20 protein-coding genes and 12 tRNA genes are annotated in these 25,090 nt (G+C 68.1%); 22 read left to right on the top strand and 10 right to left on the bottom strand.

Annotated features, from left to right (window positions below):
* The first annotated feature begins 179 nt into the window (after window positions 1–179).
* The 4 genes from HIR79_RS13520 (at window position 180) to HIR79_RS13505 (ending at window position 668) form a co-directional block, all read left to right on the top strand.
* A tRNA-Met gene (locus HIR79_RS13520) sits at window positions 180–256 on the top strand.
* Window positions 257–390: 134 nt separating this feature from the next.
* A tRNA-Asn gene (locus HIR79_RS13515) sits at window positions 391–466 on the top strand.
* Between the two features lie 35 nt (window positions 467–501).
* A tRNA-Asn gene (locus HIR79_RS13510) sits at window positions 502–577 on the top strand.
* A 15-nt stretch (window positions 578–592) separates the two neighbouring features.
* Window positions 593–668, top strand: a tRNA-Asn gene (locus tag HIR79_RS13505).
* Window positions 669–830: 162 nt separating this feature from the next.
* Here the strand turns inward: HIR79_RS13505 and HIR79_RS13500 are convergent.
* Window positions 831–2,888: a carboxy terminal-processing peptidase gene (locus HIR79_RS13500; RefSeq protein WP_169958750.1), complete on the bottom strand. Its 2,058-nt coding sequence runs from the start codon at window positions 2,886–2,888 to the stop codon at window positions 831–833.
* Between the two features lie 152 nt (window positions 2,889–3,040).
* Between HIR79_RS13500 and HIR79_RS13495 the strand changes: the two genes are divergently transcribed.
* A complete protein-coding gene (locus HIR79_RS13495; protein WP_169958749.1) occupies window positions 3,041–4,339 on the top strand; it encodes a M18 family aminopeptidase in 1,299 nt (432 codons plus the stop codon).
* A gap of 75 nt (window positions 4,340–4,414) precedes the next feature.
* Here HIR79_RS13495 and HIR79_RS13490 read toward each other — a convergent pair.
* A tRNA-Met gene (locus tag HIR79_RS13490) sits at window positions 4,415–4,491 on the bottom strand.
* A gap of 148 nt (window positions 4,492–4,639) precedes the next feature.
* On the opposite strand from HIR79_RS13490, the gene HIR79_RS13485 reads away from it, so the two are divergent.
* The 14 genes from HIR79_RS13485 to HIR79_RS13420 all read left to right on the top strand — a co-directional run bounded on the left by HIR79_RS13485 (window position 4,640) and on the right by HIR79_RS13420 (window position 14,293).
* Window positions 4,640–4,715 (top strand) — tRNA-Glu (locus HIR79_RS13485).
* Window positions 4,716–4,748: 33 nt separating this feature from the next.
* Window positions 4,749–4,823 (top strand) — tRNA-Gly (locus HIR79_RS13480).
* A gap of 142 nt (window positions 4,824–4,965) precedes the next feature.
* Window positions 4,966–5,041 (top strand) — tRNA-Glu (locus HIR79_RS13475).
* Between the two features lie 31 nt (window positions 5,042–5,072).
* Window positions 5,073–5,147, top strand: a tRNA-Gly gene (locus HIR79_RS13470).
* Between the two features lie 119 nt (window positions 5,148–5,266).
* Window positions 5,267–5,342 (top strand) — tRNA-Glu (locus HIR79_RS13465).
* A 28-nt stretch (window positions 5,343–5,370) separates the two neighbouring features.
* Window positions 5,371–5,445, top strand: a tRNA-Gly gene (locus HIR79_RS13460).
* A 186-nt stretch (window positions 5,446–5,631) separates the two neighbouring features.
* Window positions 5,632–6,597 (top strand): ABC transporter ATP-binding protein, encoded by a 966-nt coding sequence (locus tag HIR79_RS13455; RefSeq protein ID WP_169958748.1) that lies wholly within the window; start codon window positions 5,632–5,634, stop codon window positions 6,595–6,597.
* Window positions 6,594–7,367 carry an ABC transporter permease gene (locus HIR79_RS13450; RefSeq protein ID WP_169958747.1) on the top strand — a complete coding sequence of 258 codons (774 nt, stop codon included), beginning with the start codon at window positions 6,594–6,596 and terminating at the stop codon, window positions 7,365–7,367. Before HIR79_RS13455 ends, HIR79_RS13450 begins: the two co-directional genes overlap by 4 nt.
* Window positions 7,364–8,200: an NADPH-dependent 7-cyano-7-deazaguanine reductase QueF gene (gene queF, locus HIR79_RS13445; protein ID WP_110070868.1), complete on the top strand. Its 837-nt coding sequence runs from the start codon at window positions 7,364–7,366 to the stop codon at window positions 8,198–8,200. Before HIR79_RS13450 ends, queF begins: the two co-directional genes overlap by 4 nt.
* A 64-nt stretch (window positions 8,201–8,264) precedes the next feature.
* A complete protein-coding gene (locus HIR79_RS13440) occupies window positions 8,265–8,825 on the top strand; it encodes a nitroreductase family protein (protein ID WP_169958746.1) in 561 nt (186 codons plus the stop codon).
* A gap of 12 nt (window positions 8,826–8,837) precedes the next feature.
* Window positions 8,838–9,371: a YiiD C-terminal domain-containing protein gene (locus HIR79_RS13435; RefSeq protein WP_169958745.1), complete on the top strand. Its 534-nt coding sequence runs from the start codon at window positions 8,838–8,840 to the stop codon at window positions 9,369–9,371.
* Between the two features lie 63 nt (window positions 9,372–9,434).
* A tRNA-Ser gene (locus HIR79_RS13430) sits at window positions 9,435–9,522 on the top strand.
* Window positions 9,523–9,834: 312 nt separating this feature from the next.
* The gene (locus HIR79_RS13425; protein ID WP_249322155.1) at window positions 9,835–13,440 is read left to right on the top strand and encodes a putative bifunctional diguanylate cyclase/phosphodiesterase; all 3,606 of its coding nucleotides are present in this window, start codon (window positions 9,835–9,837) and stop codon (window positions 13,438–13,440) included.
* Between the two features lie 70 nt (window positions 13,441–13,510).
* Window positions 13,511–14,293, top strand: a complete 783-nt coding sequence (locus tag HIR79_RS13420) for an EAL domain-containing protein (protein ID WP_169958744.1) — start codon at window positions 13,511–13,513, stop codon at window positions 14,291–14,293.
* Window positions 14,294–14,317: 24 nt separating this feature from the next.
* Here the strand turns inward: HIR79_RS13420 and HIR79_RS13415 are convergent, their stop codons facing one another.
* Window positions 14,318–15,280: an N-acetylmuramidase domain-containing protein gene (locus HIR79_RS13415; RefSeq protein ID WP_169958743.1), complete on the bottom strand. Its 963-nt coding sequence runs from the start codon at window positions 15,278–15,280 to the stop codon at window positions 14,318–14,320.
* Between the two features lie 382 nt (window positions 15,281–15,662).
* Here HIR79_RS13415 and HIR79_RS13410 point away from each other — a divergent pair, with 382 nt between their 5' ends.
* Window positions 15,663–16,088: a DUF3617 domain-containing protein gene (locus HIR79_RS13410; protein ID WP_119020537.1), complete on the top strand. Its 426-nt coding sequence runs from the start codon at window positions 15,663–15,665 to the stop codon at window positions 16,086–16,088.
* Between the two features lie 74 nt (window positions 16,089–16,162).
* On the opposite strand, the gene HIR79_RS13405 is transcribed toward HIR79_RS13410, so the two are convergent.
* Together HIR79_RS13405 and HIR79_RS13400 are read right to left on the bottom strand one after the other, a co-directional pair.
* On the bottom strand, window positions 16,163–19,276 hold the full coding sequence (locus HIR79_RS13405) for an efflux RND transporter permease subunit (protein WP_169958742.1): 3,114 nt from the start codon (window positions 19,274–19,276) through the stop codon (window positions 16,163–16,165).
* The gene (locus HIR79_RS13400) at window positions 19,276–20,373 is read right to left on the bottom strand and encodes an efflux RND transporter periplasmic adaptor subunit (protein WP_169958741.1); all 1,098 of its coding nucleotides are present in this window, start codon (window positions 20,371–20,373) and stop codon (window positions 19,276–19,278) included. Before HIR79_RS13400 ends, HIR79_RS13405 begins: the two co-directional genes overlap by 1 nt.
* A gap of 279 nt (window positions 20,374–20,652) precedes the next feature.
* Here HIR79_RS13400 and HIR79_RS13395 point away from each other — a divergent pair, with 279 nt between their 5' ends.
* Window positions 20,653–21,843, top strand: coding sequence for a BaiN/RdsA family NAD(P)/FAD-dependent oxidoreductase (locus tag HIR79_RS13395; RefSeq protein ID WP_119020534.1), 1,191 nt, complete (start codon window positions 20,653–20,655; stop codon window positions 21,841–21,843).
* Window positions 21,844–21,873: 30 nt separating this feature from the next.
* On the opposite strand, the gene HIR79_RS13390 is transcribed toward HIR79_RS13395, so the two are convergent.
* Window positions 21,874–22,608: a ParA family protein gene (locus HIR79_RS13390; protein ID WP_169958740.1), complete on the bottom strand. Its 735-nt coding sequence runs from the start codon at window positions 22,606–22,608 to the stop codon at window positions 21,874–21,876.
* Between the two features lie 208 nt (window positions 22,609–22,816).
* Between HIR79_RS13390 and HIR79_RS13385 the strand changes: the two genes are divergently transcribed.
* Window positions 22,817–23,467: a TetR/AcrR family transcriptional regulator gene (locus tag HIR79_RS13385; RefSeq protein WP_169958739.1), complete on the top strand. Its 651-nt coding sequence runs from the start codon at window positions 22,817–22,819 to the stop codon at window positions 23,465–23,467.
* Window positions 23,468–23,470: 3 nt separating this feature from the next.
* Here HIR79_RS13385 and HIR79_RS13380 read toward each other — a convergent pair whose 3' ends face one another.
* Genes HIR79_RS13380 through HIR79_RS13365 form a run of 4 tightly spaced genes read right to left on the bottom strand, consistent with a single transcriptional unit; the run spans window position 23,471 to window position 25,015 of the window.
* Window positions 23,471–23,926, bottom strand: coding sequence for a DUF4149 domain-containing protein (locus HIR79_RS13380; RefSeq protein WP_119020531.1), 456 nt, complete (start codon window positions 23,924–23,926; stop codon window positions 23,471–23,473).
* Between the two features lie 24 nt (window positions 23,927–23,950).
* Window positions 23,951–24,286: a YqjK-like family protein gene (locus tag HIR79_RS13375; RefSeq protein ID WP_169958738.1), complete on the bottom strand. Its 336-nt coding sequence runs from the start codon at window positions 24,284–24,286 to the stop codon at window positions 23,951–23,953.
* On the bottom strand, window positions 24,276–24,683 hold the full coding sequence (locus HIR79_RS13370) for a phage holin family protein (protein WP_169958737.1): 408 nt from the start codon (window positions 24,681–24,683) through the stop codon (window positions 24,276–24,278). Before HIR79_RS13370 ends, HIR79_RS13375 begins: the two co-directional genes overlap by 11 nt.
* Window positions 24,683–25,015, bottom strand: a complete 333-nt coding sequence (locus HIR79_RS13365; protein WP_119020528.1) for an ElaB/YgaM/YqjD family protein — start codon at window positions 25,013–25,015, stop codon at window positions 24,683–24,685. The genes HIR79_RS13370 and HIR79_RS13365 overlap by 1 nt, the downstream gene beginning before the upstream one ends.
* Between the last annotated feature and the right edge of the window lie 75 nt (window positions 25,016–25,090).

The following is a 25,090-nucleotide window of genomic DNA, read 5'->3' as shown; positions in this document are numbered from 1 at the left end:
CGGTTGTGGTGAGACGCAGGTATTCGAACAGATGTTTGAATTCTTGCAGACTAGCCTATCCCCTTGCAACCGGCCAGCGCCGCCTGGCTCGGTGAGTGGCTGCAGAGCAGGCTTGCCAATCGGTGCCTTGGCAGGCATAATGCGTCCCCGTCGAACGGCACTCGTTTGCCCGACAGCCTGGCTACGTAGCTCAGCTGGTTAGAGCACATCACTCATAATGATGGGGTCCCCTGTTCAAATCAGGGCGTAGCCACCAGACACTCGAAACGCCCGCTTGGCTCCTGGCCAGGCGGGCGTTTCGCTTTCTGGTGCGCCCCAGGGGGAGGGAGGGTCGCTTTCCCTTGACCTTCAGAAGCGAATCCGTATACTACGCCCCGTGTTCGACGCCGTTCCCGGATAGCTCAGTCGGTAGAGCAAGTGACTGTTAATCACTGGGTCGCAGGTTCGAGTCCTGCTCCGGGAGCCAACGTCGCCTCGAACACGCTGCTGAAAAGCCGTGATTCCTCGATAGCTCAGTTGGTAGAGCAAGTGACTGTTAATCACTGGGTCGCAGGTTCGAGTCCTGCTCGAGGAGCCATCAGCCCCCTTCTGTTCCCGGATAGCTCAGTCGGTAGAGCAAGTGACTGTTAATCACTGGGTCGCAGGTTCGAGTCCTGCTCCGGGAGCCATCTTCAGTTCGTCATCCTGATCCGATCCGCTGGTTGAGTTCGCTCGCCGGTGTCTTTGCGTGCCTGTCTGTCTGGCACGGCCTGTCTGGCATGGCGAGGCACGAGGCAAAAAGAACGCCGCCCCGAGGGGCGGCGTGATGGCGTGTCGAAGGGCGGGGTGGCTCAGTCGCGATTGGCCAGCCGGTAGCCCTCGCTGCTGAGCAGGGCGAAGTCCAGCAGGATATGAGCGGCTTCCTGCACCTGAACCTGCTCCACCGGCTCCTCGTCGTTCTCCTCGCTGCGCGCGTCGATCCACTCCTCGAGCATGTCCAGTCCCAGAGCCTGGCGGCGCTGGTTCTCGAGGCTCAGTTGCTCGGCCTCCTGCTCCTCGACCTCTCGCTGGCGCTGTTCGCGGTTGAGGCTGACGCTGGTGGTCTGCTCGCGCAGCCGGCGATTGAGCTCCGCCTGCTGGGTCAGGTAGCGAAAGTTGGGGTGCTCCGCGGCACGCGTGCGGTGGCGGTCCTTGATCGCCTCCAGGTAGCGCCACGGCTCGCCGTATTGGCGGTACTGCACCGAGCGAACGGTATCCCAGTCCAGAGCGTTGTCCAGGCTGCTCTCGCCGATCAACTCGGGATCGATCAGGCTCGGGAAGATGATGTCCGGCTCCACGCCGCGGTGCTGGGTGCTGTCCCCGGAGATGCGGTAGAACTTGGCGCGGGTCAGCTTGATCTGGCCGTGGGAGAGCTCGTTGAGCGTCTGCACCGTGCCCTTGCCGAAGGTCGGGGTGCCCATCACCAGGCCGCGACCATAGTCCTGGATGGCGCCGGCGAAGATCTCCGAGGCGGAGGCGGAGAGGCGGTTGACCAGCACGCCCAGCGGGCCGTCGTAGAGGGTCCCTGCCTCGGTGTCACCGTAGAGGCTGATGCGCCCGCGGGCGTCGCGCACCTGGACAGTGGGGCCGCGATCGATGAAGAGCCCGAGCAGCGAGTTGGCCTCCTGCAGGGCGCCGCCGCCGTTATTGCGCAGGTCGAGCACGATGCCCTCGATGTCCTCCTGCTGGAGTCGCTCGATCTCTCGGGCCACGTCTCGGGTGGTGCTGCGGAAGTCCTCCTCGCCGGCCTGCCAGGCATCGAAGTCCACATAGAAGGTGGGGATCTTGATCACGCCGATGCGGTGCGGGCCGTCATCGCGCTCGATCTCGATTACCCTGCCCTGGGCTGCCTGGTCCTCGAGGTTCACGGTGTCGCGGGTGATCTCGACGATGCGCGAGCGGGTCATGTCCACCGCCTGGGCGGGCACTACGTCCAGGCGCACCACCGAGCCCTTGGGTCCGCGGATCAGGTCGACCACGTTGTCCAGGCGCATGCCCACCACATTGACCATCTCGCCCTCTTCCTGGCCCACGGCGATGATGCGATCGGCGGGCTCCAGCGCGCTGGCGCGCTCGGCGGGCCCGCCGGGCACCAGGCTGGCGACCTTGACGTACTCGCCGTCGGCCTGTAGCAGGGCGCCGATGCCCTCCAGGGAGAGGCGCATCTGGATGTCGAAAGACTCGCCCTGGCGGGGCGAGAGGTACTCGCTGTGCGGGTCGATGCTGCTGGTCACTGCGGCCATGAAGAGGCCGAAGATGTCCTCCTCGTTGGTCTGGCGCACGCGGTTGAGCTGCCCTTCGTAGCGCTGGCGCAGGGTCTCTTCCACCTGCTCGTCGTCCTGGCCGCTGATGACAAGCGTCAGGGCGGCGTTCTTGAGGCGCTTGAGCCAGAGCTCGTCGAGCTCGTCGAGGCTCTCGGCCCAGGGCGCTTCGTCGCGGTCCAGGGTCAGGCGCAGGTCGCTGTCATAGCTGAAGCCAAGCCCCTCGTCGATCCGGGCCAGCAGCCACTCGAAGCGTGCCTCGGCGCGCTCGTGATAGCGATGATAGAGAGCGTAGGCTTCGTCCAGTTCGCCGTCGAAGATGGCGTCGTCGATACGCTCTTCGAGGTGGCGGAAGTCGGCGATATCGTCGGCCAGCAGGAAGGCGCGTTGGCCGTCGAGGATATCCAGGTAGCGCTCGAAGGCCTGGCGCGACCAGGCGTTATCCAGCTGAATGTCGGCGTAGTGGCCATAGCGTAGCGATTCGGCGACTTCCATGGCCGCCTGCCGCTGGGCGTCGGTGGGTTGCGGCTGCGCCAGGGCAACGCCGGCGACCAGCAGCAGGCCGACCAGGGCGGCGGCTGGACGTCCCAGTTGGGCAAGCAGGCTCATCAATGAAGCACTCCCGGTTTCATGTACACTCTAATTCCCTTGACCCTTTCGGGGCCCGCGAGTTGCGTAGGCCGAAGGGCTATTGTAGCAGCATCCCTCGTCATCTCATGACACCTGTTAGCATCCCATGTCACCTATTAGTTGAGGAATTCATGTCCCAGGACGATCTCATCGAGCGTCTGCTCGACTTCCTGCGTCGCTCGCCCACGCCCTGGCACGCCGCTGCCAGCATGGCAGCACGGCTCGAGGCGGCGGGTTTTCGTCGTCTCGACGAGCGTGAGCCCTGGCGGCTTTCGCCCGGCGAGCGCGTCTATGTGACCCGCAACGACTCCTCGATCATCGCCCTGCAGCTGCCCGAGGGTGAGCTGAACGCGCTGCGCATGATCGGTGCCCATACCGACAGCCCGGGCCTGCGCCTCAAGCCCAGTGCGGCCCAGGTCAGTGCCGGCTGGCTGCAGCTCGGCGTGGAGACCTATGGTGGCGTCCTGTTAGCCCCCTGGTACGACCGCGACCTGGGGCTGGCCGGGCGAATCCATGTGCGCCATCCCGATGGGCGCCTGGAGGGGCTGCTGCTCAACGTGGAGCGCCCCGTGGCGATCATCCCGAGCCTGGCGATCCACCTGGATCGCGACGTCAACCAGGGGCGTCCGATCAATGCCCAGACTCAGATGGCGCCGGTCTTCCTGCAGGGAGGCGAGAGCCCCGACCTCGAGCGCCTGCTCAAGGGCTGGGTTGCCGAGCAGCACGGCCTGAAGGAGGTCGAGCTGCTCGACTTCGAGCTGGCCCTCCACGACATGCAGCCGCCGGCGCGGATCGGTGTGGCGGGCGAGCTGATCGCCAGTGCGCGGCTCGACAACCTGCTCTCCTGCTTTGTCGGCCTCGAGGCGCTGCTGGCCTCGGATGGCAGGCAGGGGGTCGTGCTGGCCGCCAGCGACCACGAAGAGGTGGGCAGTGCCAGCGCCTGCGGCGCCCAGGGGCCCTTCCTGGGCGACGTGCTGCGTCGTGTCAGCGAGCAGCTCGGCGGGGGCGGGGAGGGAGGCTTCATCCGGCTGATCCAGGCCTCGCGGATGATCTCCTGCGACAACGCTCACGCGCTGCACCCCAACTTCACCGACAAGCACGATGCCGCTCACGGGCCGGCGCTCAACGGCGGGCCGGTGATCAAGGTCAATGCCAACCAGCGCTATGCCACCAACAGCGCGACCGCGGCCATGTTCCGTGACCTGTGTCGCGAGGCCGAGGTGCCGGTGCAGACCTTCGTGACCCGGGCCGACATGGGGTGCGGCAGCACCATCGGGCCGATCACCGCCACCGAGCTCGGCGTGCCGACCCTCGACGTGGGGGCTCCCCAGTGGGCGATGCACTCCATTCGCGAGACCGCAGGCGCGCGCGACGTCGAGTACCTCACCCGCGTGCTGACTGCCTTCTGCAACCGTTCCGAGCTTGCCTGAGCGGGCTTGATCCCGGGCGGAAATGCACCAAGACGAAAAGACCCGGCGCCAGTGGCGCCGGGTCTTTTCGGTATCTGGTGGCTACGCCCTGATTTGAACAGGGGACCCCATCATTATGAGTGATGTGCTCTAACCAGCTGAGCTACGTAGCCAGCGGCGCGCAATTTAGCCTCCAGGGCGGCAGCTGTCAACTCCCTGATGTGTAAGGCATCGGAAGGTGCAGGGCGGTCGCGGGAGGTGCTTGACACTCGAGGGGGCGCTCAGTAAGATACGCGCCACCTCGACGAGCCGAGACATTGCGTCCCATTCGTCTAGTGGTCCAGGACACCGCCCTTTCACGGCGGGAACAGGGGTTCGAACCCCCTATGGGACGCCACTCGACTCATCAGGTGCCGGAGTGCAAGAAAGCGCGGGAATAGCTCAGTGGTAGAGCACAACCTTGCCAAGGTTGGGGTCGCGAGTTCGAATCTCGTTTCCCGCTCCATCTATCCTCAGGTAGGTAGAGCAGAGCAGGTAGGAGGGTCGCGAGCTGGAACGCCAGCCCGACTGACGGCAGCCCCGTCGATTCTCGTTTCCCGCTCCATCTGCCGTAAGGTAGGCGGAATCAGCTTTAAACGGCTTATTGCGTCCCATTCGTCTAGTGGTCTAGGACACCGCCCTTTCACGGCGGGAACAGGGGTTCGAACCCCCTATGGGACGCCACTCTTCCGGTAGCAGCAAGCGGTGCGATCAAGCGGGAATAGCTCAGTGGTAGAGCACAACCTTGCCAAGGTTGGGGTCGCGAGTTCGAATCTCGTTTCCCGCTCCATCTACCGTTAGGTAGGCGGAACAGAGCAGGTAGGAGGGTCGCGAGCTGGAACGCCAGCCCGACTGACGGCAGCCCCGTCGATTCTCGTTTCCCGCTCCAAGCTTTAAACGGCTTATTGCGTCCCATTCGTCTAGTGGTCCAGGACACCGCCCTTTCACGGCGGGAACAGGGGTTCGAACCCCCTATGGGACGCCACTTCGCTCGCATTGGCGGTACTCGACAAGCGGGAATAGCTCAGTGGTAGAGCACAACCTTGCCAAGGTTGGGGTCGCGAGTTCGAATCTCGTTTCCCGCTCCATGTCGACACTACTAAGTTCGCCAACTCCCCCCAGATAGTTCGATGCTTGCCCCCGTGCAGGCGTTTTTGCGTTCCCGGCCGGTGGGCTCAGGCTGCCGGTGGCTTGAAGTGGCCCCGCAGCGTCCCAATATCTTAAGGCCTTTGCGGCATACCGCTTTCGAACCTCGAACCGATCAAGGATTGCCAATGGCCGAACCGGCTCTCTCCATCCGTGGCCTCACCAAGGTCTACGGCAATGGCTTCGAGGCCCTCAAGGGCATCGACCTCGACGTCGCCGAGGGCGACTTCTTCGCGCTGCTGGGCCCCAACGGCGCCGGCAAGTCCACCACCCTTGGGGTGGTCTGCTCGTTGGTGCAGAAGAGCGCCGGCAAGGTCTCCATCTTCGGCATCGACATCGATCGCGACTTCCCCCGCGCCAAGTACCACCTGGGCGTGGTGCCCCAGGAGTTCAACTTCAACCAGTTCGAGAAGGTCATCGATATCGTGCTGGCCCAGGCCGGCTACTACGGCATGCCGCGGCGCGAGGCGCTGCCCCGCGCCGAAGAGCTGCTGCGCGACCTCGGCCTGTGGGACAAGCGCAACGGCAGCGCGCGCATGCTCTCGGGTGGCATGAAGCGCCGCCTGATGATCGCCCGCGCCCTGATGCACCGGCCTAGGCTGCTGATCCTCGACGAGCCCACCGCCGGCGTCGATATCGAGCTGCGCCGCAGCATGTGGGACTACATGCGCCGCATCAACCGCGAGGAGGGCACCACCATCATCCTCACCACCCACTACCTGGAGGAGGCCGAGAGCCTCTGCCGCAACGTGGCGATCATCAACCACGGCGAGATCGTGCGAAATACCGGCGTGCGTGAGCTGCTCGCCGAGCTCGATACCGAAACCTTCCTGCTCGACCTCGCCGCCCCGGTCGAGGCCGCCCCCGAGCTGCCCGGCTTCGAGGTCAGTCGGGTGGAGCCGGCCCAGCTGGCGCTGGTGGTCCATCGTGGCCAGCGCATCAACGACGCCTTCCGCTCCTTGAGCGAGCTGGGCATCGAGGTGGTCTCCATGCGCAACCGTGCCAACCGCCTCGAGGAGATGTTCGTCTCCATGGTGGAGCAGGGCAACGACGCCCTCGACAAGGCCGCAGCCGACGCGGAGGCCCGCCCATGAACCCGACCCAGACCGCCATCGCCCTCTGGACCCTGGTGCTCAAGGAGATCAAGCGCTTCACGCGGATCTGGCCGCAGACCCTGCTGCCGCCCTCCATCACCATGACCATGTACTTCATCATCTTCGGCAGCCTGATCGGCTCGCGCATCGGCGAGATGGACGGCTTCAGCTACATGGACTTCATCGTGCCGGGGCTGATCATGATGGCGGTGATCACCAACAGCTACTCCAACGTGGCCTCGAGCTTCTTCTCCAACAAGTTCCAGCGCTCCATCGAGGAGATGATGGTCTCGCCGATGCCCAACTGGGTGATCCTGCTGGGCTTCGTGCTGGGCGGCATGGCCCGCGGCCTGGGGGTCGGCCTGATCGTCACCCTGGTCTCGCTGTTCTTCACCCGCATCAGCGTGGCCCATCCGCTGTTGACCATCGGCGTGGTGGTGCTCACCTCGGCGCTCTTCTCCATCGGCGGCTTCATCAACGCCCTGCTGGGCAAGAAGTTCGACGATATCTCCATTGTGCCGACCTTCATCCTCACGCCGCTGACCTACCTGGGCGGGGTCTTCTACTCGATCTCGCTGCTGCCGGCCTTCTGGCAGGGGGTGTCGATGCTCAACCCCATCCTCTACATGGTCAATGTCTTCCGCTATGGCTTCCTGGGCGTCTCCGACATTCCGGTGGGCTGGGCGCTGGCCGCCATCGTCACCTTCATCACCGTACTGTTCGGTGTCGCCCTGTGGATGCTGGAGCGTGGCAAGGGGATCCGCTCATGAGCCATCATCGTCCCGATACCCTGGCGAATGCCCCCCTGGGCCGCGAGTCCGCCTATCCGGAGCGCTACGACCCCTCGCTGCTCTATCCCATTCCCCGCGCCGCCAACCGGGCGCCGCTGGGGATCGCGGAGGGTCCGCTGCCCTTCGTCGGCGAGGACGAGTGGCACGCCTTCGAGGTGAGCTGGCTCAATGCCCGTGGCAAGCCGGTGGTCGCCGTGGCGCGTTTCCGCCTGCCGGCGGACTCCCCCAGTCTGATCGAGTCCAAGTCCTGGAAGCTCTACCTCAACAGCTTCAACCAGACCCGCTTCGCGCGCCGCGAGGCGGTCATCGAGACCCTCGAGCGCGACCTGGCCGCGGCGGCCGGCGCGCCGGTGGCGGTGGCGCTGCTCGAGGTGGATGACGAGGCGCTCATGCCGCGCCGGCTGCCCGGCGAGTGCCTGGATGAGCTGGATATCGCCGTGGAGGCCTACACCCCCAGCGCCGAGCATCTGGCGGTGGGCGATGAGATCGTCGAGGAGACGCTGCACTCCCATCTGCTCAAGTCCAACTGCCCGGTCACCGGCCAGCCCGACTGGGGCAGCGTGCTGATCCGCTATCGCGGCCCCAAGCTCGACCGCGAGGGGCTCTTGCGCTACCTGATTGGCTACCGACAGCATCAGGATTTCCACGAGCACTGCGTGGAGCACATCTTTATGGACCTCCTGGCGCATGCCCGGCCCGAGCGGCTGCTGGTGCTGGCGCGCTACGTGCGCCGCGGCGGGCTCGACATCAGCCCCTGGCGTGCCACCCCCGGCGAGCGCCCCCCCGAGCCCCTGCGCCTGGCGCGGCAGTAGCGCCGTAGCGCCCCGGGTGGAACTTGGATAGAGTGCCTTGAACCCACGCCAACAGGAGCACGACATGGATGCGATGACGCTGCTGCACGAACGCAGCTCCATGGGCAAGCTGATGGGGCCGCCGCCTTCGCCTGAGCAGCTCGAGGCGATCTACCGGGCGGCCCTGCGCGCCCCAGACCACAAGGAGCTGCGCCCCTGGCGCTTCATTGAATTCACCGGGGAGGGGCTCTCCCGCCTCGGTGAGCTGTTCGCCGAGGCCGAGTATCGCGAGGATCCCCGCGTGGGGGACGCCGCCCTCGATGCCGCCCGCAAGAAACCCCTGCGTGCCCCCATGGTCATCGCGGTGATCGCAAGGGTGACCCCGGACCTGCCCAAGGTGCCGAAGATCGAACAGGTGATCTCCGCTGGCTGCGCCGCCCATGGCATCCTGCTGGCGGCCCACGCCCTGGGTCTCGGCGCCATGTGGCGCAGCGGCAAGTACGCCTTCGACCCGGTGGTGCGTAAGGGGCTGGGCCTCGAGGAGGAGGACGAGGTGGTCGCCTTCATCTATCTGGGCCGTCTCGGCGGGCGCCACAAGCCGCTGCCGGAACACGATATCGGTGCCTTCGTCGAGCGCTGGTGCTGAGCGGGAGGGTAGATGCGCGAGATTGGCACGCCTCACCCGCGCCTCCCGCTGCCGTCCCCCGGCGGCGAGGATGACCCCACGGCCTTCCTGACCTGGCTCGGCGAGGCGATACCCATGGTGGCGCATCTCGGCATCCGCGAGATGCACCGCGACGGCGAGCGCCTGGTGTGGGAGCTGGACCTCTTGCCCAGCCTCAATGACAAGGGCACCGGCTTCGGCGGGGCCCTCACCGCCCAGACCACCTTGCTGGGCTGGTGCTGGACGACCCTCTGGCTTAGACGCCGGGGGCTGGCCCGCGATGTGGTGGTAGCCGAGGCGAGCCAGCGCTTCCTGGCGCCGGTCACCGGCGACTACCGCCTCGAGTGCACGCCGGAGGAGGAGGGCGGGCCCGCGCGCCTCGTCGACCAGCTCGCCGAGAAGGGGCGCGGGCGCATCCTGCTGCGCCAGCGGCTCTGGTGCGGCGAGACCCTGTGCCTGGAGGCCCGCGGCGACTATGCGGTCCTGGCGGAGCGCCGAGTGGAAAACGGCTTGCAATCCGGCACTTGAGGCGATAGGATACGCGCCGTCCTCAAGGGAAAGGCAGCGCCCTTCCCGACGGGGCAACAATGTGGAGAGGTGTCCGAGTGGTCGAAGGAGCACGCCTGGAAAGTGTGTAAGTCGAAAGGCTTCGAGGGTTCGAATCCCTCCCTCTCCGCCACAGAATATCGAAGAAGCCGCTGAGCCATCAGCGGCTTTTTCCGTTTCTGGCCCCGGTGTGCGGGCGGACGGCGCGCCGGGGGGCGAGGGCCTCCTGTTTCCTCCCTGAGCACTCCCTGGACCCTCCCGCCGCCACCCTGCCAGCCTGGCCCGCCGCGCGCTCGAACGCGAAAGGCGGCTTGATCCAGGATACGTCTCTGCGTGAAGTGGGCTACTCTGTTGGGCTCATGTTCGCCAGAATGACCACTCGATTTCCCTGGTTGACCGCGCGGTGGAGTTGCCGGCGCGTTGTTCGCGAATCCAAGGAGGGTTCATGCCCACGACCACCCGCCAGCTGATGATGGACAGCCTGCTCCTGCTGATGGCGGCCACCTTCATCATCGTCGGCATCAACGGGCTGCTGCTGGCCTGGCTGGAGCTGGTCTACTCCCCGCTGCATCTGCTGCTGGTGGCGGATGCCTTCTTGGTGCTGGTGCTGGGGGGCGTGGGCCTGCTGGCCCTGTTGGCCGGCTGGGCCGGCGCTCGCCTGCTGGCCGGTGGGCTGCTGGGGGTCCTGCTGCTGCATACCCTCGCCCAGGCGCTGCTGGTTCCGCGGGGGTTCATGCCGGCCGGCATCGGGCCGCGCCTGGAGCTGCTGCCGGCCCTGCTGCTGCTGCCGGTGGCGCTCTGCCTGCTGGTAGGCAGGCCTGGCGGGCGCTGCCGCTGGGTCTGGATCGCCTGGGGAGGGCTCCTGGCGGGGGGCGGAGTGGTTGCCCTGCTGGCGATCGTTCCCTCGTTGCGCCCCTGGCTGCTGTCTCGCTTCAGTGCCCAGCTGCTCTCGGCGCTGGCGGTGACGGGGCTGCTCGGCCTGGGGATGGGGCTGGCCGGGCTGCGCGGCGATCGCCCGCTGCAGCTGGGGCGCCTGGCGGTGACGACCGGGCTGGCGGGAATCCTCCTCAGCAGCCTGGCCTGGTTCATGCTGAGCTGGCAGCAGGAGGAGACCCTCCACCGCCAGGCCGACTACCTGCTGGACAACATCCAGCTCAATGCCGAGCAGGTGATGGTGTCTCGCTTGACCCTGATGCGGCGCATGGCCGACCGCCTGGATGCCGCGGAGGGAGAGCTCGACGCGGCGGTGCTTGCGCGAGACCTGCAGAGCTACCTGCAGGATGCCTCGAGCCTCAAGGCGGTCGGCCTCTATCACCCGGAGTCCGGCTGGGAGTGGCTTGGCGGGGACGACCCCGTCAGCGAGGAGCGGCTGGCCGCAACGCTGGCGCTGGCCCCGGTGCGGGACTGGCTGGGCGTCGACCTTGGCCAGCCGCGCCTGATGCTCTCCGAGCCCGAGCAGCCGGGGCTGGCGCTGATGGCTATCGACGTGCCCGCCGGTGAGCGGCTGCTGCTGAGCCTGTTCGATCTCCCTGAGCTGCTGGCCGATGAGCTGCGCCAGCAGCTCGGGCTCTACCGCGTCGTGATCCAGCGCCATGGGGCCACGCTGCTGGAGCTGCGCCGGCCGGGCATCGCCAGTGATCCCGAGGGCGTCTTCGTCAACCATCTGCTGCACCGGCGCCATATCGGCCTTCCCGGAGGCGCCAAGCTGACCCTCGAGGCCTACCCGGGTGCCCAGCACGACTGGCTGCTCACCGCCCTGATGCCGGTTGGGGTCGCCGGCGGTGGACTGGTGCTGAGCGGCATGCTGGTGTTCAGCCTGGCGCTGGCCGGCCAGCTGCTCGGCCGCACCCGAGCCCTGGGCGAGGTGCGCCAGCAGCTCGAGGCACAGCAGGCCGTGCAGGCCCGCATCGTCCGGGAGGAGCCGCTGGAGGAGACCCTGGAAGCCATCTGCCGCATGCTGGAGCAGCAGGTGCCGGGGGCGCTCTGCTCGATCATGCTGGTCAACGAGGAGGGCACGGCCCTGGAGCTCGCGGGCGGTGAGCGCCTGCCCCCTGCCTACCGGGACGCGGTGATGACCCTCGGGATCGAGGCGGGCGTCGGCGCCTGCGGCAGTGCCGCCTATCTCGGCGATACCGTGATCTGCGAGGACCTGGCCGAAGACCCCCGCTGGCGCGGCTACCGTGAGGTGGCGCTGGCCCATGGCCTGCGTGCCTGCTGGTCGGTCCCCATCCTGGGCAGCGATGGCCGGGTGCTCGGTACCTTCGGGACCTACCTGCCGCGGCCCCAGGCGCCCGACGCCGCGGCCCGCCTGCTGCTCGACAAGGCCGCCGACCTGGCCGCCCTGGCGGTGGAGCGCCACCAGAGCCGGCGCACCCTGCGGCTGCTGGAGCGCAGCGTCGAAGGCAGCATCAACGGGGTGGTGATCGCCGACGCCAGTCGGCCCGATGTGCCCATCATCTACGTCAACCCGGCCTTCGTGCGCATGACCGGCTACGCCAAGGAGGAGGTGCTGGGACGCAACTGCCGCTTCCTGCAGGGGGCCGAGACCGATCCCGCCGCGGCGGCGTCCATTCGGCAGCAGCTGGCGCGGGGAGAGGAGGTGCACGTCACCCTGCTCAACTATCGCAAGGACGGCACGCCGTTCTGGAACGATCTCTACGTCGCCCCGGTGCGCGATGCCCAGGGGAGCATCACCCACTACGTGGGGATGCAGAACGATGTCTCCGCGCAGAAGACCTATGAATCCCGGCTGGCCCACCATGCGAGCCACGATGCCCTGACGGGGCTGGCCAATCGCAGCCTCTTCGAGGACCGTCTCGAGCACGATGTGGCGCTCGCGATCCGTCGCCAGGAGCGGCTGGCGGTGCTGTTCGTGGACCTTGACGACTTCAAGCCGATCAACGACACCCTGGGCCACGCGGTGGGCGACGATGTCCTGCGCGAGGTGGCCCGGCGTCTGCAGGCCTCGGTGCGGCCCGGCGATACCCTGGCGCGCATGGGCGGCGACGAGTTCGTGCTGCTGATGACCGACATCATCCGGGAGGAGCAGGTGCTGACCCTGGTGGAGCGCCTGATGCTGGAGATCGCGCGTCCCTACCTGATCGACGGCCATGAGCTCTACCTGACCTGCAGCATCGGCATCGCCCTGAGCGACCCCGCCATGACGGAGCCGCGCGAGCTGATCCAGCAGGCCGATATGGCCATGTACAAGGCCAAGCAGCAGGGGCGCAACGCCTACCACTGGCACACCGGCGAGATCACCGAGCAGTTGGGCGAGCGGGTCCGGCTGCGCAACGACCTGCAGGAGGCCATCGTCTCCGGCAGGATGGAGCTGCACTACCAGCCGCTGATCGCTGGCGATGGGACCCTGGCCGGCGTCGAGGCGCTGCTGCGCTGGCCCCACCCGGAACGCGGCTATGTCTCCCCCGAGGTGTTCATCCCGCTGGCGGAATCCACCGGACAGATCATGCCGCTCAGTCGCTGGGTGCTGGAGCGCGCCTGTGCGGACATGGTCGCCCTGGGGCAGCAGGGCGTCGGCAGGGTGAAGGTGTCGGTCAACCTGTCGCCGCTGCAGTTCCATCGCCCCAGCTTCCTGGCCAATCTGCGCCAGGTGCTTCAGCAGACGGGGCTGCCCGCGGAGCAGCTCGAGCTGGAGCTGACCGAGGGCATCCTCATGGACAACACCGAGTCGGCCATCGATATCCTGCATGCGCTGCGCGGCATGCATATCGATGTCTCCATCGACGACTTCGGTACCGGCTACTCCAGCCTCAGCTATCTCCGGCACCTGCCGATCAGCAAGGTCAAGATCGATCGCAGCTTCATCCACGAGGTCACCACCAACCCCCATGATGCCGCCATCGTGCAGGGCATGATCTCGATGGCGGGCCACCTGGGGCTTCGCGTGGTGGCCGAGGGGGTCGAGACCGAGGCTCAGCAGCGTCAGCTGGAGGCCTGGGGCTGCGATCTCTTCCAGGGGTACCTGCTGGCGAAACCAATGCCGCTGGAGGCCCTGTCGCGCTTCATCATTGCGCGTGGAGGAGTGGCGTGATAACGAGTCAGGGACCACTCGGGCCGAGAGGACACCAGGCGCCGAGGGACAAGCCATCAGCGGGGGTGAGATGAAACACTGTGCACGGGTAGCGGACCACTGCGGTCGCTGTGAGGGCGAGCTGCCCTTCGAGTTCACCATGGCCTTCCAGCCCATCGTTGACCTGGCCTCCGCCCGGATCACCACCTACGAGGCCCTGGTGCGCGGACCGAATGGCGAATCGGCCTGGAGCGTGCTCTCCCAGGTCACCGACGAGCTGCTCTACCGCTTCGACCAGGCCTGCCGGGTCAGGGCGATCGAGATGGCCAGCGCCCTCGGCATGCAGGAGCGGCTCTCCATCAACTTCCTGCCCAACGCCGTCTATGAGCCCGAGGCGTGCATCCAGGCGACGCTGGATGTCTCCCGGCGGGTGGGCTGGCCCACCGACAGGCTCGTCTTCGAGTTCACTGAGACTGAGCGGGTGACCGACCAGGGCCATCTCAAGCGGATCATCGACAGCTATCGCGAGATGGGCTTCACCACGGCGCTGGATGACTTCGGCAACGGCTACGCCAACCTGGACCTGCTCACCGAACTCGAGCCGGACAAGCTCAAGATCGATCGGCAGCTGGTGATGGGCTGCGACCGGGACCGTCGCCGTCAGGCGCTGCTGCGGGCGGTGCATGGTCTGGCCAGGGAGCTGGGCCTCGAGGTGATCGCCGAGGGGGTGGAGACCCGGGAGGAAGCGCTGTGGCTGGCCCGCGCTGGGATCACCCGCCAGCAGGGCTTCTTCCATGGCCGGCCCGTGGTCGCCGCCCTGGCAGAAGACCTGGCGCCACACCTGCGCGAGCTGCAGCGCGCCATGCGGGCCTGAGCCACCCATCACCGCTCAGCGACATCAGGCCAGCAGGCCGGACTCCGCAAGCCCCCGGGTGTGGCTGGCGAAGGCCTGGGCCATCCTCACGTCGTAGCGGTTCCTGGCGTAGGCGGGGCCGTTGTAGCGGCGTGCGAAGCGGTCCCACTGCTGGTGGCGCAGCGATGAGAGCAATACCGAATCCTTCTGGATAAAGCGAACGAAGGCGGCAAGGTGATCCCGCTCCCCCCGGTGCATGCACTCCACGTAGTGCCGGGCGCTGTCGTATTCCAGGTGCTGCCAGTGAAAGCCCATGATCTGGAAGAGTCCCCAGGAGGCCGACTCCAGCGCGCTGTCGTGGTGGATCTGCTGGGCGCGCTCCAGGCGCTCGTACTCCCTGACGCCTCCCGCGTAGCCCCCCGGTGAGGTGTTGACCAGATCGGGGGCGCTGGCGACATGAGGGGCCGGGTCGATGCCGTGGTGGCGGAGTCGGCGCGCCATGATATGGCGCTCGAACAGAATGGCCGGCCTGCCGTTGGAGAAGAAGCCGCTGCCTCGCGACTCCACCTCGTTCACCGCCATGATCGCCGCCACCGGCACCTCGAGCTCGCCCGCGGCCCAGACCAGATCCTGCTGGCCCAGCAGCCGATCCATGGCAGGGGCCTCGGCATCGGCTACCTCATCGGCATCGGCTGGCTTATCTGCAGGGGGCGGGTCAGGCGGCGTCTCGGCAGGGCAGGCCTCGCTGCTCTCCCGCCCCGCGGGGGCCTGGCGCAGCCTGCGATCGGTCTTGGGGCCTGCCAGGCCATCCACCACCAGGCCTGCCCGCTTCTGGAAGGCCCGCACCGCGCGCTCCGTTGCCGGGCCGAACTGCCCATCCAGCGCCAGCGGGAAGCCAGCCTGGCTCAGCCGCCGCTGCAGCTCCCTCACCTCATCCCCCGAGTCCCCTCGGCGCAGGATGCGCTCCTGATGGGGAATGAAGTCCACCTCCGAATACCAGTCGCTCATGCCACCCCCTTGCGGGCGTGTCGGTCGATCGACGGTCCCGCTGACTGAACGATAGTGGGCGAGCCGGCCTACTGCCACCCGGCCTGTTCATGCCATGCGGTCTACTCCTCATCCTTGATGAGCTGATGGGGCAGGTTCTCGTCACTGCCTGCCAGGCTCATGGTCAGCTCCTCCCCGCCGGCGTGAGGGAGGTGGGGGCCGAGGGGAGCCACCGACCCTGCCGGAGATGCTGCAGGGCCGCGACACCTGTCGGCTCCGAGCCCGCGTGGCAGCGACGCGGCAACGCCTTGCGCTAGCCGGTATTGGGCATGCTCGGCCGATCGGGGTAAGCTGGCGGCATGCCGAAGGAGAGGCATGCCATTCACAGACCGGGAGAGACCCCATGCCGTTACGTTCCCTGCTGGCCGCCGCCCTGCTGGCCCTGCCGCTGGCCGCCGTGGCCGAGACCCCCAACATCACCCCGGGGCTCTGGGAGTTCACCAACACCACCTCGGTGACCGGCGAGGTGCCGATTCCCGACCAGACCGAGACCCATCAGGAGTGCATCGCCCAGGGCGACCTGGCGGATTCCGACTTCCAGTTCCTCGAGGTGGAGGAGGGCTGCGAACTCGTCGAGCACAACGTCTCCGCTGACGGCATCGACTACCGCATGGTCTGCCGCGCCGACGAGGGCGAGGCGCACATCGACGGCCGCATGGACTTCCTCGGCGAGCGCGTCGAGGGCAACGTCAACGTGACGGTGCAGTCCTCCATGGGCGAGATGCAGATGAACACCGTGGTCGAGGGCGAGCGTCTCGGCGACTGCTGAGTCCGCCTCGCCTCGAACGAACAGGGCCACCCCACGGGGTGGCCCTGTTCGCGTCCGGCCCTCGGTTCCCCGGCCTACGGCTGGGCCCGGCTGGCCTCCATCTCCTCCTCCAGGCGTCGCTTGACGTCGCCCGGCGAGCCGGTATGACGGGCCAGCAGGTCGTAGGCCACTGGCACCACGAAGAGGGTGAAGAGGGTGGCGGCGGCGACCCCGGAGAGGATCACGGTGCCGATCACCATCCGCGACTCGGACCCCGCGCCGCTGCCCACGATCAGCGGGATGGAGCCCGCCATGGTGGTCACCGCGGTCATCAGGATCGGCCGCAGGCGGGTCACCGAGGCGTCCACCAGGGCGTCGCGGAAGGCCAGCCCCTGGTCGCGCAGCTGGTTAGCGAACTCCACGATCAGGATGCCGTTCTTGGCGGCGAGGCCAATCAGCATTACCAGCCCCACCTGGCTGTAGATGTTGAGCGACTGGCCGGTGACGTAGAGCCCCAGCATCGCGCCGCTCATGGCCAGCGGCACGGTGAGCATGATCACGAAGGGGTGCACGAAGCTCTCGAACTGCGCCGCCAGCACCAGGAACACCACCAGGGCGCCGAGAATCAGCAGGAAGGTGGTGGCGCCGCTGGCCTGCTGGAAGTCCCGGGAGGCGCCGCTGACGTCGGTCTGGGCCTGGGGCGGCAGCAGCTCGGCCGCGGCCGCCTCCAGATACTCGAGCGCCTCGCCCAGGGAGTAGCCGTCGGCCAGGTTGGCCTCGATGGTGATCGAGCGGATGCGATTGAAGCGGTTCAGGGTGCTGGCGCCGGCAAAGTCGCGGAAGGTAACCAGGCTGGCCAGCGGGATCAGCTCGCCGGTGCGCGCCGAGCGCACCTGGATGTTGTCCAGCGCCCGCGGGCTCGCCTGGCTGGCGCGGTCGCCCTCGACGATGACGTCGTACTCCTGGCCGTTGTCCAGGTAGCGGGTGACGTTGCGCCCGCCCAGCAGCACTTCCAGGGTGCGGCCGATCTCGGTGACGGTGACGCCGAGCGAGGCGGCCCGCTCGTAGTCGATGTCGACCCGCAGCTGGGGCTGAGTCTCGCGGTAGTTGCTGTCCACGCCGATCAGCCGCGGGTTGTCCTCGCGGATATGCTCCATCAGGATGTCGCGCCACTCGGCAAGCTCCTCGTAGGTGCCGCCGCCCAGCACGAACTCCACCGGCTTGGCGATGCGCTGGCCGAACCCCTGGCGCATGACCGGGAAGGCCTGCACCCCGGGCAGCCCGGCCAGCTCGCGGCGGACGTCGTCCATGATCGCCCAGGCGTCGCGGCGTTGCCCCCAATCGGCCAGGCCGATGATGCCGAAGCCATTGTTGAAGTTCTCGATGTTGCCGAAGCCGCGCGGCGCGCGGATCACCACCCGCTCCATGTCGCCGCTCTCCACCATGGGCTGGAGGCGCGCCTCGATCTCGTTCATGTAGTCCATGATGTAGTCGAAGGTGGCCCCCTCGGGGCCGTTGACCAGGATGATGAAGCTGCCGCGGTCTTCCTGGGGGGTGTACTCGCTGGGCAGCAGGTCGGCCAGCCAGACGGTGGCGGCGATCAGCCCCACGAAGACCGCCAGCACCGCCAGGCGCGCCTTGAGCACCCACTCCAGCAGGGTGCGATAGAGGCGCTGGGTCAGCTCCAGCAGCCACTGCACGGCCCGGGCGACACGGCTGTCATCCTGGGCCGGCTTGAGGATCTTGGAGGCCATCATCGGCGTCAGCGACAGCGCCAGCACGCTGGAGATGGCCACCGCGGCGGCCATGGTCAGAGCGAACTCCGAGAAGAGCCGGCCCACGTTGCCCTGCAGGAAAGCCAGCGGCACGAACACCGCGATCAGCACCAGGGTGGTGGCGATCACCGCGAAGGCGATCTGCCGGGTGCCCTTGAAGGCCGCCACCAGCGGGGTCTCGCCGTAGTCGTGCATGCGGCGGTGGATATTCTCCAGCACCACGATGGCATCATCCACGATCAGGCCGATGGCCAGCACCAGCGCCAGCAGGGTCAGCAGGTTGATGGAGAAGCCCATCAGGGCCAGCGCCATGAAGGCACCGATGATCGCCACCGGCACCGTCACCGCGGGAATCAGCGTGGTGCGCACGTTGCCGAGGAACATGAAGATCACCACCACCACCAGCCCCATGGCGATGAACAGCGTCATCACCACCTGCTCGATGGCGCCGGCCACGAACACCGAGGCGTCGTAGTTGAGGGAGAGCGACATGCCCTCCGGCAGGCTGGCCTGGACACGCTCGAGCTCCGCCTGCACGCCCTGGGAGACCTCGAGCACGTTGGCCGTGGACTGCTTCATGATCCCGAGGCCCACCATGGGCACGCCGTTGGCGCGGAACACCGAGCGGTCGTCCACCGAGCCGATCTCTACTCGGGCGACGTCGCCCAGGCGCACCAGATAGCCGTCCTCACCCTGGGTGAGGGCCAGGCGCGAGAAGTCCCCCGGCTCGTTGAAGCTGCGCGGCAGGCGCACGATGAACTGGCGCTCCCGGGATTCGATGGAGCCGGCGGGCAGCTCGACGTTCTCGGCACGCAGGGCGTTCTCGACGTCGCTGACCGTGAGGTTGCGGGCGGCCAGGGCGTTGCGGTCGATCCATACCCGCATGGCGTACTCGCGCCCGCCGCCGATCCGAACTCGGGCCACCCCGGGCTGCACCGAGAAGCCGTCCACCAGGAAGCGATCGGCGTAGTCGGTGAGCTCCGGAATGGTGAAGCCGTCGCCGGTCAGCGAGAGCCACAGGATCACTTCCTCGCTGGAGTCGGCCTTCTGCACCTCGGGCGGGTCGGCCTCGTCGGGCAGGTTGCGCAGCGCCCCGGAGATGCGGTCGCGGATGTCGTTGGCCGCGGCATCGATGTCCATGTCGAGACGGAATTCGATGTTGATCCGCGAGCGGCCATCCTCGCTTGAGGAGGTGATCAGCTCGATGCCCTCTACCCCGGCGATGCGATCCTCCAGGGTCTGGGTGATGCGGGTTTCCACCACGCTGGCCGAGGCCCCGGGATAGCGGGTATCGATGCTGACCACCGGCGGATCGATGGAGGGGTACTCCTGCAGCGGCAGGCGCTGCATGGCCAGCAGGCCGAAGGCCACGATCAGCAGCGCCAGCACCGTGGCCAGCACCGGGCGCTGGACGGAAAGATCGGAGAGACGCATCAGTCACGCTCCCCGCGGTTCGCCTCGAGGATCTCGCGCACCGTGGTGGTGTCGTCGGCGATGCCCAGCAGGCTCACGCGATCCCCCGGCTGCACGCGCTGGACGCCGTGGGCCACCAGCAGCTCGTCGCCGTCGAGCCCGTCGAGGATCTCCGCCTGGCCGGTGCGTCGCTCGCCGACCTTCACCTCCCGGCGCTCGACGCGGTTGTCATCGGCCTCGTCGATCACCAGAACGAACTGGCGATCGCCGCTCGGGATCAGGGCGTTCTCCGGAACCACCACGGCCTCCCGCGGGCTGCGCTGTACGACGACCTCCATCAGCATGCCGGGACGCAGGCGCAGTTCGGGATTGGCCAGCTCGGCGCGCACCGAGACGCTGCGGCTCACCGGGTCGACCCGGGAGCCGACGCTCTCCACATGGCCCTCGAAGCGCTCGTCGGGGAAGGCCACGCTGCGCGCCGTCAGCGGCAGGCCGGGCTCGAGCAGGGCCAGGAACACCTCAGGCACGCTGAAGTCGAGCTTCATCACGTCGGTCTTGTCCAGGGTGACGAGCGTTGTGCCGGGGGTGACCAGGCTGCCCACGCTGATGTTGCGAAACCCCACCACGCCGTCGAAGGGAGCACGCACCCGGTAGTTGCGCAGGCGCGCCTCCAGCCCCTGGATCTCCGCCTCCACCTGGCGCAGCCGGGCCTGGGCGTCCTCCACATCGGCCCGGGGCGCGAGGTTGCGGCTCTGCAGCTGGGCCAGGCGATCCACCGTGGCGCGGCGCTCGTCACGCTGGGCCTGGGCGGCGCGCAGCAGCGCCTGCTGCTCGTCATCCTGCAGGCGTACCAGCAGCTGGCCGGCCTCTACGACCTGGCCGTCGCGGAAGTTCACCTCGGCGACGGTGTCGGTCACCGTGGCGGAGAGGGTCACGCTCTCGTCGGCGCGCAGGGTGCCCAGAGCCTCCAGCGGGTCGGACCAGGGCTCCAGGCTGACCCGGGCGCCGATTACCGGCGTCGCCTCCTGGGCGGCAAGGGGCATGGCCAGGGCCAGGCTCAGGACGGCGGCCAGCAGGCGGCCCGTGCGGAAGAGGCGAGGGGAGGGCGTTGTTGTCATGGGGCTCTTTTCATGGGGTGGCAAGAGACGATTGCCAGTCCTTGGCAATTCTTAACAAGCTATCAATGATCGTATCGAAAAATGTGGCAACAATGCGCAACGCACAGTCATCGCTATAGTGTACAAGAATTGTACATATTATTCATGGCTGTCTACCCGGGCCGGTCAACGCGGGCCTGTCGCCATGGGCATGCCATGGCCAGCCTCGGTAGCGTCGATCAACAGGACGCCGCCGGGCTGCTAGAATGCGCGTCCCTTGAGAGGTGGCCGAGAGTGACCATGACCTATGACGCGGTGATTATCGGTGCGGGTGCCGCCGGCCTGATGTGCGCACTGACGGCGGGCTATGCCGGGCGGCGGGTGCTGGTCATCGACCACGCCAAACGGGCCGGCAGCAAGATCCTGATGTCCGGTGGCGGGCGCTGCAATTTCACCAACCTGAACTCCACGCCGGCCAACTTCTTCTCCGCCAACCCGCACTACTGCATCTCGGCGCTGAAGCGCTACCGCCCGGAGCACTTCGTCGAGCTGGTGGAGCGTCACGGCGTGGAGTACGTGGAGAAGGCGCCGGGCCAGCTGTTCTGCGCCGACTCCGCCAAGGAGATCGTGCGGGTGCTGCTCACCGAGTGCGAGTGGGCCGGGGTGGAGCTGCGTCTCAAGACCTCGGTGGAGCGCGTCGAACGCCACGGCGAGGGCATGCGGCTGGTGACCTCGGCAGGGACCATCGACTGCGGGGCCCTGGTGGTGGCCACCGGCGGGCTCTCCATTCCCACCATGGGGGCCAGCGGCTTCGGCTTCGATCTCGCCCGCCAGTTCGGGCTGGCCGTCACCGAGACTCGCCCGGCGCTGGTACCCTTCACCCTGACCTCGCAGTGGAAGGCGCGGGCCGAGGCCCTGGCCGGGGTCGCCGGCGAGGTGGCCGTGCGCTCCCTGCGGGCCGGCGAGCCCCGCGGTCACTACCGCGAGCCCATGCTCTTCACCCATCGTGGCCTCTCGGGGCCGGCGATGCTGCAGATCTCGAGCTACTGGGAGCCCGGCGACGAGCTGGCCATCGACCTGCTGCCCGGGGTGGAGGCCTTTGAGGCGCTCTGCGCCGCGCGACGGGAGACGCCCCGGCGCCAGCTCTCCAGCTGGCTGGCCGAGCGGCTCCCCCGGCGCCTGGCCCAGGCGCTGGTCGAGTGGCACGGCGGCGACGGCGTGCTGGCGGAGCGCAGCAACGCCGAGCTTGCCGCCTGGGCGGCCCAGCTCGGCGACTGGCGACTCAAGCCCGCCGGCACCGAGGGATGGCGCACCGCCGAGGTGACCCTGGGCGGCGTCGACACCCGCTCGGTGTCGTCGAAGACCTTCGCGGTGGAGGGGCTGCCCCAGCTGCGCTTCATCGGCGAGGTGCTCGATGTGACCGGCGAGCTGGGCGGGCATAACTTCCAGTGGGCCTGGGCCAGCGGGGTGGCCTGCGGCAGCGCCCTCTGAGGGTGGCGTCGGCCGGCAGGTCCAGGAGGGCTAGGCCAGGCGCTGGGCGATCTCCTCCCACAGCGCCCGGTAGGCATGTGCCGCGGGGGTAGCGGGGGCAAACTGGCGCAGCGGGGCACGCTCCAGGCCCATGCGCTCCACCACGCTGGCGCCGGGTATGGTGGTGGAGAGGCGCAGCGGCCAGCGCTCCGGCAGCGCGGCGATGGTCTCGCGGTGCAGGGTGCGGCGGCGATCGGCGAGGGTCACGAAGGGCCACACCTGGCAGGGGATGTCGCGTTCGTCGAGGAAGTCGCGCAGCTGCTCCAGGGTGCGCACCGAGAGCACCGTGGGCACGATGGGCACCAGCAGGGCGTCCACGCTGGCAAAGACGCTCTCGGAGAGGGTCGAGAGGCTGGGCGGGCAGTCCAGCAGCACCAGGTCGTAGTCGTCGCGGACCGGCTTGAGGATGCGGCGCAGCTGATTGTCGCGCTGGGTGGCCAGTAGCTGGTCCAGCTCCCGGGAGGCCAGGGCGGCGGGGAGCAGGTCGAGGCGCTCGATCTCGGTGGCACGAATCACCTTGTCGAAGGCGGCCTGGCCCTTGACCAGGCGGGCCACGCCGCCGCGAATCTTGGGCTTGGCGCGCAGGTAGAAGGTGGTGGCGGCCTGGGGATCGAGATCCCAGAGCAGCACGCGCCAGCCGGCGGCGGCGGCCTCCGCCGCCAGGTTCACCGCGGAGGCCGTCTTGCCGACCCCGCCCTTGATGCTGTAGAGCGCCAGCATGCGCATGGCGTGCCTCCCTTCTTCCCTGGTGACGACCTCTTGCCGCACCTCATGGCGCCGTCAAGGCGTCGCCCGGCGGCGACGCCGTACCTTACCAGCTTAGGCCGGCTCGTCAGGTGACGGTTTCGTGACAGTCGCGGCGTCGCGCGTCCAGGGTCTATCCTGCTGGCAGAGTGCCCGTGCACGAATCCTCAGCCTGCCCCGGAGGTGCCCCATGACCCTGATTGCCGTTCATCACGAGCCCGGCGCCGATGAGACGTCGCTGCGCGACCGAGTCGTCGACGCGGCCCTGGGTGAGGCCGAGCGGCACGGCTGGGAGGCGGTCAGGCTCACCGAGGTCGCCGCGCGCCTGGAGGTGCCCATGGCCGCCGTGCTGGCGGAGTTCCGCGACCTGGACGCGGTGGCCAACGCCTGGTTCCAGCGCGGCCTGGAGGCGATGCTCGCCGACACCCCCGACGGCTTCGACCACTGGCCCGAGGCCCAGCGCCTGGCGCACCGCCTGCTGGCCTGGTGTGACGCCCTGGCGGCCCATCGCCGCGTCACCGTCGAGATGCTGCACACCAAGGCCCATCTTCCCCACCTGCACACCTGGGTGCCGATGCTCTTCGATCTGTCGCGCACCGTGCAGTGGTGGCGCGAGGCGTCGCGCCTGCCGGCCCCCTACGGGACCCGTCGCGCCCAGGTCGAGGAGCTGGCGCTGACCGGACTCTTCCTGGCCACCCTGGCGGTGTGGGCCAATGACGTGAGCGAGGGGCAGGCGCGTACCCGGCGCTTCCTCGAGAAGCGCCTGGCCCGCGGTGCGCACTGCATGAAGTGGGTGCCCGGCAGCCATCACGGCCACCGGGCTCAGAAGCCGGTGCGCTGACGGTCAGAGATAGCGGCCGCCGGAGGCGATGGCGACCGTCAGCAGGCCGAGGATCAGGTTGATGCCGATCAGCCGCCGGATCTGGCCGAGCTGGCGACCCCCCTCGGGCCAGTCGGCGGCCTCCACCGCGCGGCAGAGCCGACGGTAGGGGGCAAACCAGACGTGCAGGTAGATGGCCATCATCCCAAGGCCCAGCAGCAGCATCAGGTGGATGTGCCAGCGCGCGCCGGCCATGCCGCCGAACACCGCGAACAGCATCCACAGCCCGCTGACCAGCAGCACCGCCACCGAGGCCCATACCCAGGGGAAGAAGCGGTCGAAGACGCCGCGCCACAGGGTCAGGCGGGCCGGCGGCTCCAGCTGGCCGGCGGCGACCGGGCGCAGGATCATCCAGGCGAAGAACATGCCGCCCACCCAGAGGACGGCGGCGATCACGTGCAGGGTAATGGCGATGGCCATGGGGGTCCTCGTATCGGGGAAGGGTCAGCGCAGCAGGCGGCGGGCCCGGCGCAGCAGCAGGGCGCCGGCGGCCAGCCGCTTGGCGACCCGCAGCAGGGAGTTGGGGTGTCGAGCACTCTTCAGCAGCAGCACGCCGCCCAGGGCATAGAGCGGCGCCTTGAAGCGCATCAGCGCCTGCCACCCCTCGTCGATCGGGCGGCTCGCCTCGCGGTAGCGGCTGGCCTCGACCAGGATGTCGATACGCTGCTGCTCGATCCTCGCCTCCAGCTGCGCCTTGCGCTCGGTGCGGGAGGGCGCGGCGCGGCTGGGCTCGGTCACGTCGCGGCGGGCCGGCAGGCGGCTGCGGGAATCAGCGCTCATGGCGTCCCTCCCGGCGCTCCCGCTCCACCAGGTCGCGGTCTGTGGCCAGATGCTTCAGGGTGCTGACCAGCAGGGTGCGCCGCCTGGCCAGCTGCAGGGCGCGCAGGGCGAGGAGCGCGCCGCCGCCCAGCAGCACCAGCGCGCTTGCGGCGATGGCGGTGAGTCGGTAGCTGTCCCAGAAGGCCACGATCACCAGGGTGGTCAGCACCCCGATGCCGAGCATCAGCAGGATGAGGCTGAGCCCCACGATCAGCAGCAGGCCCACCAGCCGCACCCGCTCTTCCTCCAGCTCGAGGACGGCGAGACGCAGGCGCGTCTCGCCGGTGGCCAGCAGGCTGCCCAGCAGGCGCCGGGCGGCGGTGAACAGTCGCTGTGCCGGTCCCTGGCTTTCCGGCATCAGCGACGCCCGATCAGCATGCCGACCACCACGCCCACGGCGGCGCCGATGCCGATGCTGGTCCAGGGGTTCTCGTGCACGTAGCGATCGCAGGCATCGACCTGATGCTCCATGGAGTCGCGGGCCTCGCCGTAGAGGCGCTCGCCGCGGTTCTCGAGGCGGTCGCGGGTCTCCTTGAGCCGTCGCTCGGCGCGGTCGCGCAGCTCCTTGATGTTGCTGCGGGAGTCATCGGCGGTGGCGCTGACCAGCTCCTCGATGGTCTGGGTGAGGTGGTGCAGGTCCTCCTTGAGCTGCTGGGTGGTCTCGTGGGTATGGGGGGCACGGTTTGCCATCGGGTCTTCCTCTGACGGTGAATGACAGCCCCAGCATAGCAGCCAGGGGCCTGCTTGCCACGGGGCCGGCCGTCA

This window comes from Halomonas sp. PGE1 (assembly GCF_013000985.1).
Taxonomy (GTDB): domain Bacteria; phylum Pseudomonadota; class Gammaproteobacteria; order Pseudomonadales; family Halomonadaceae; genus Halomonas; species Halomonas alkalicola.
The sequence above is the reverse complement of the archived record's forward strand: the minus strand, read 5'-3'. Positions and strand labels throughout refer to the sequence as shown.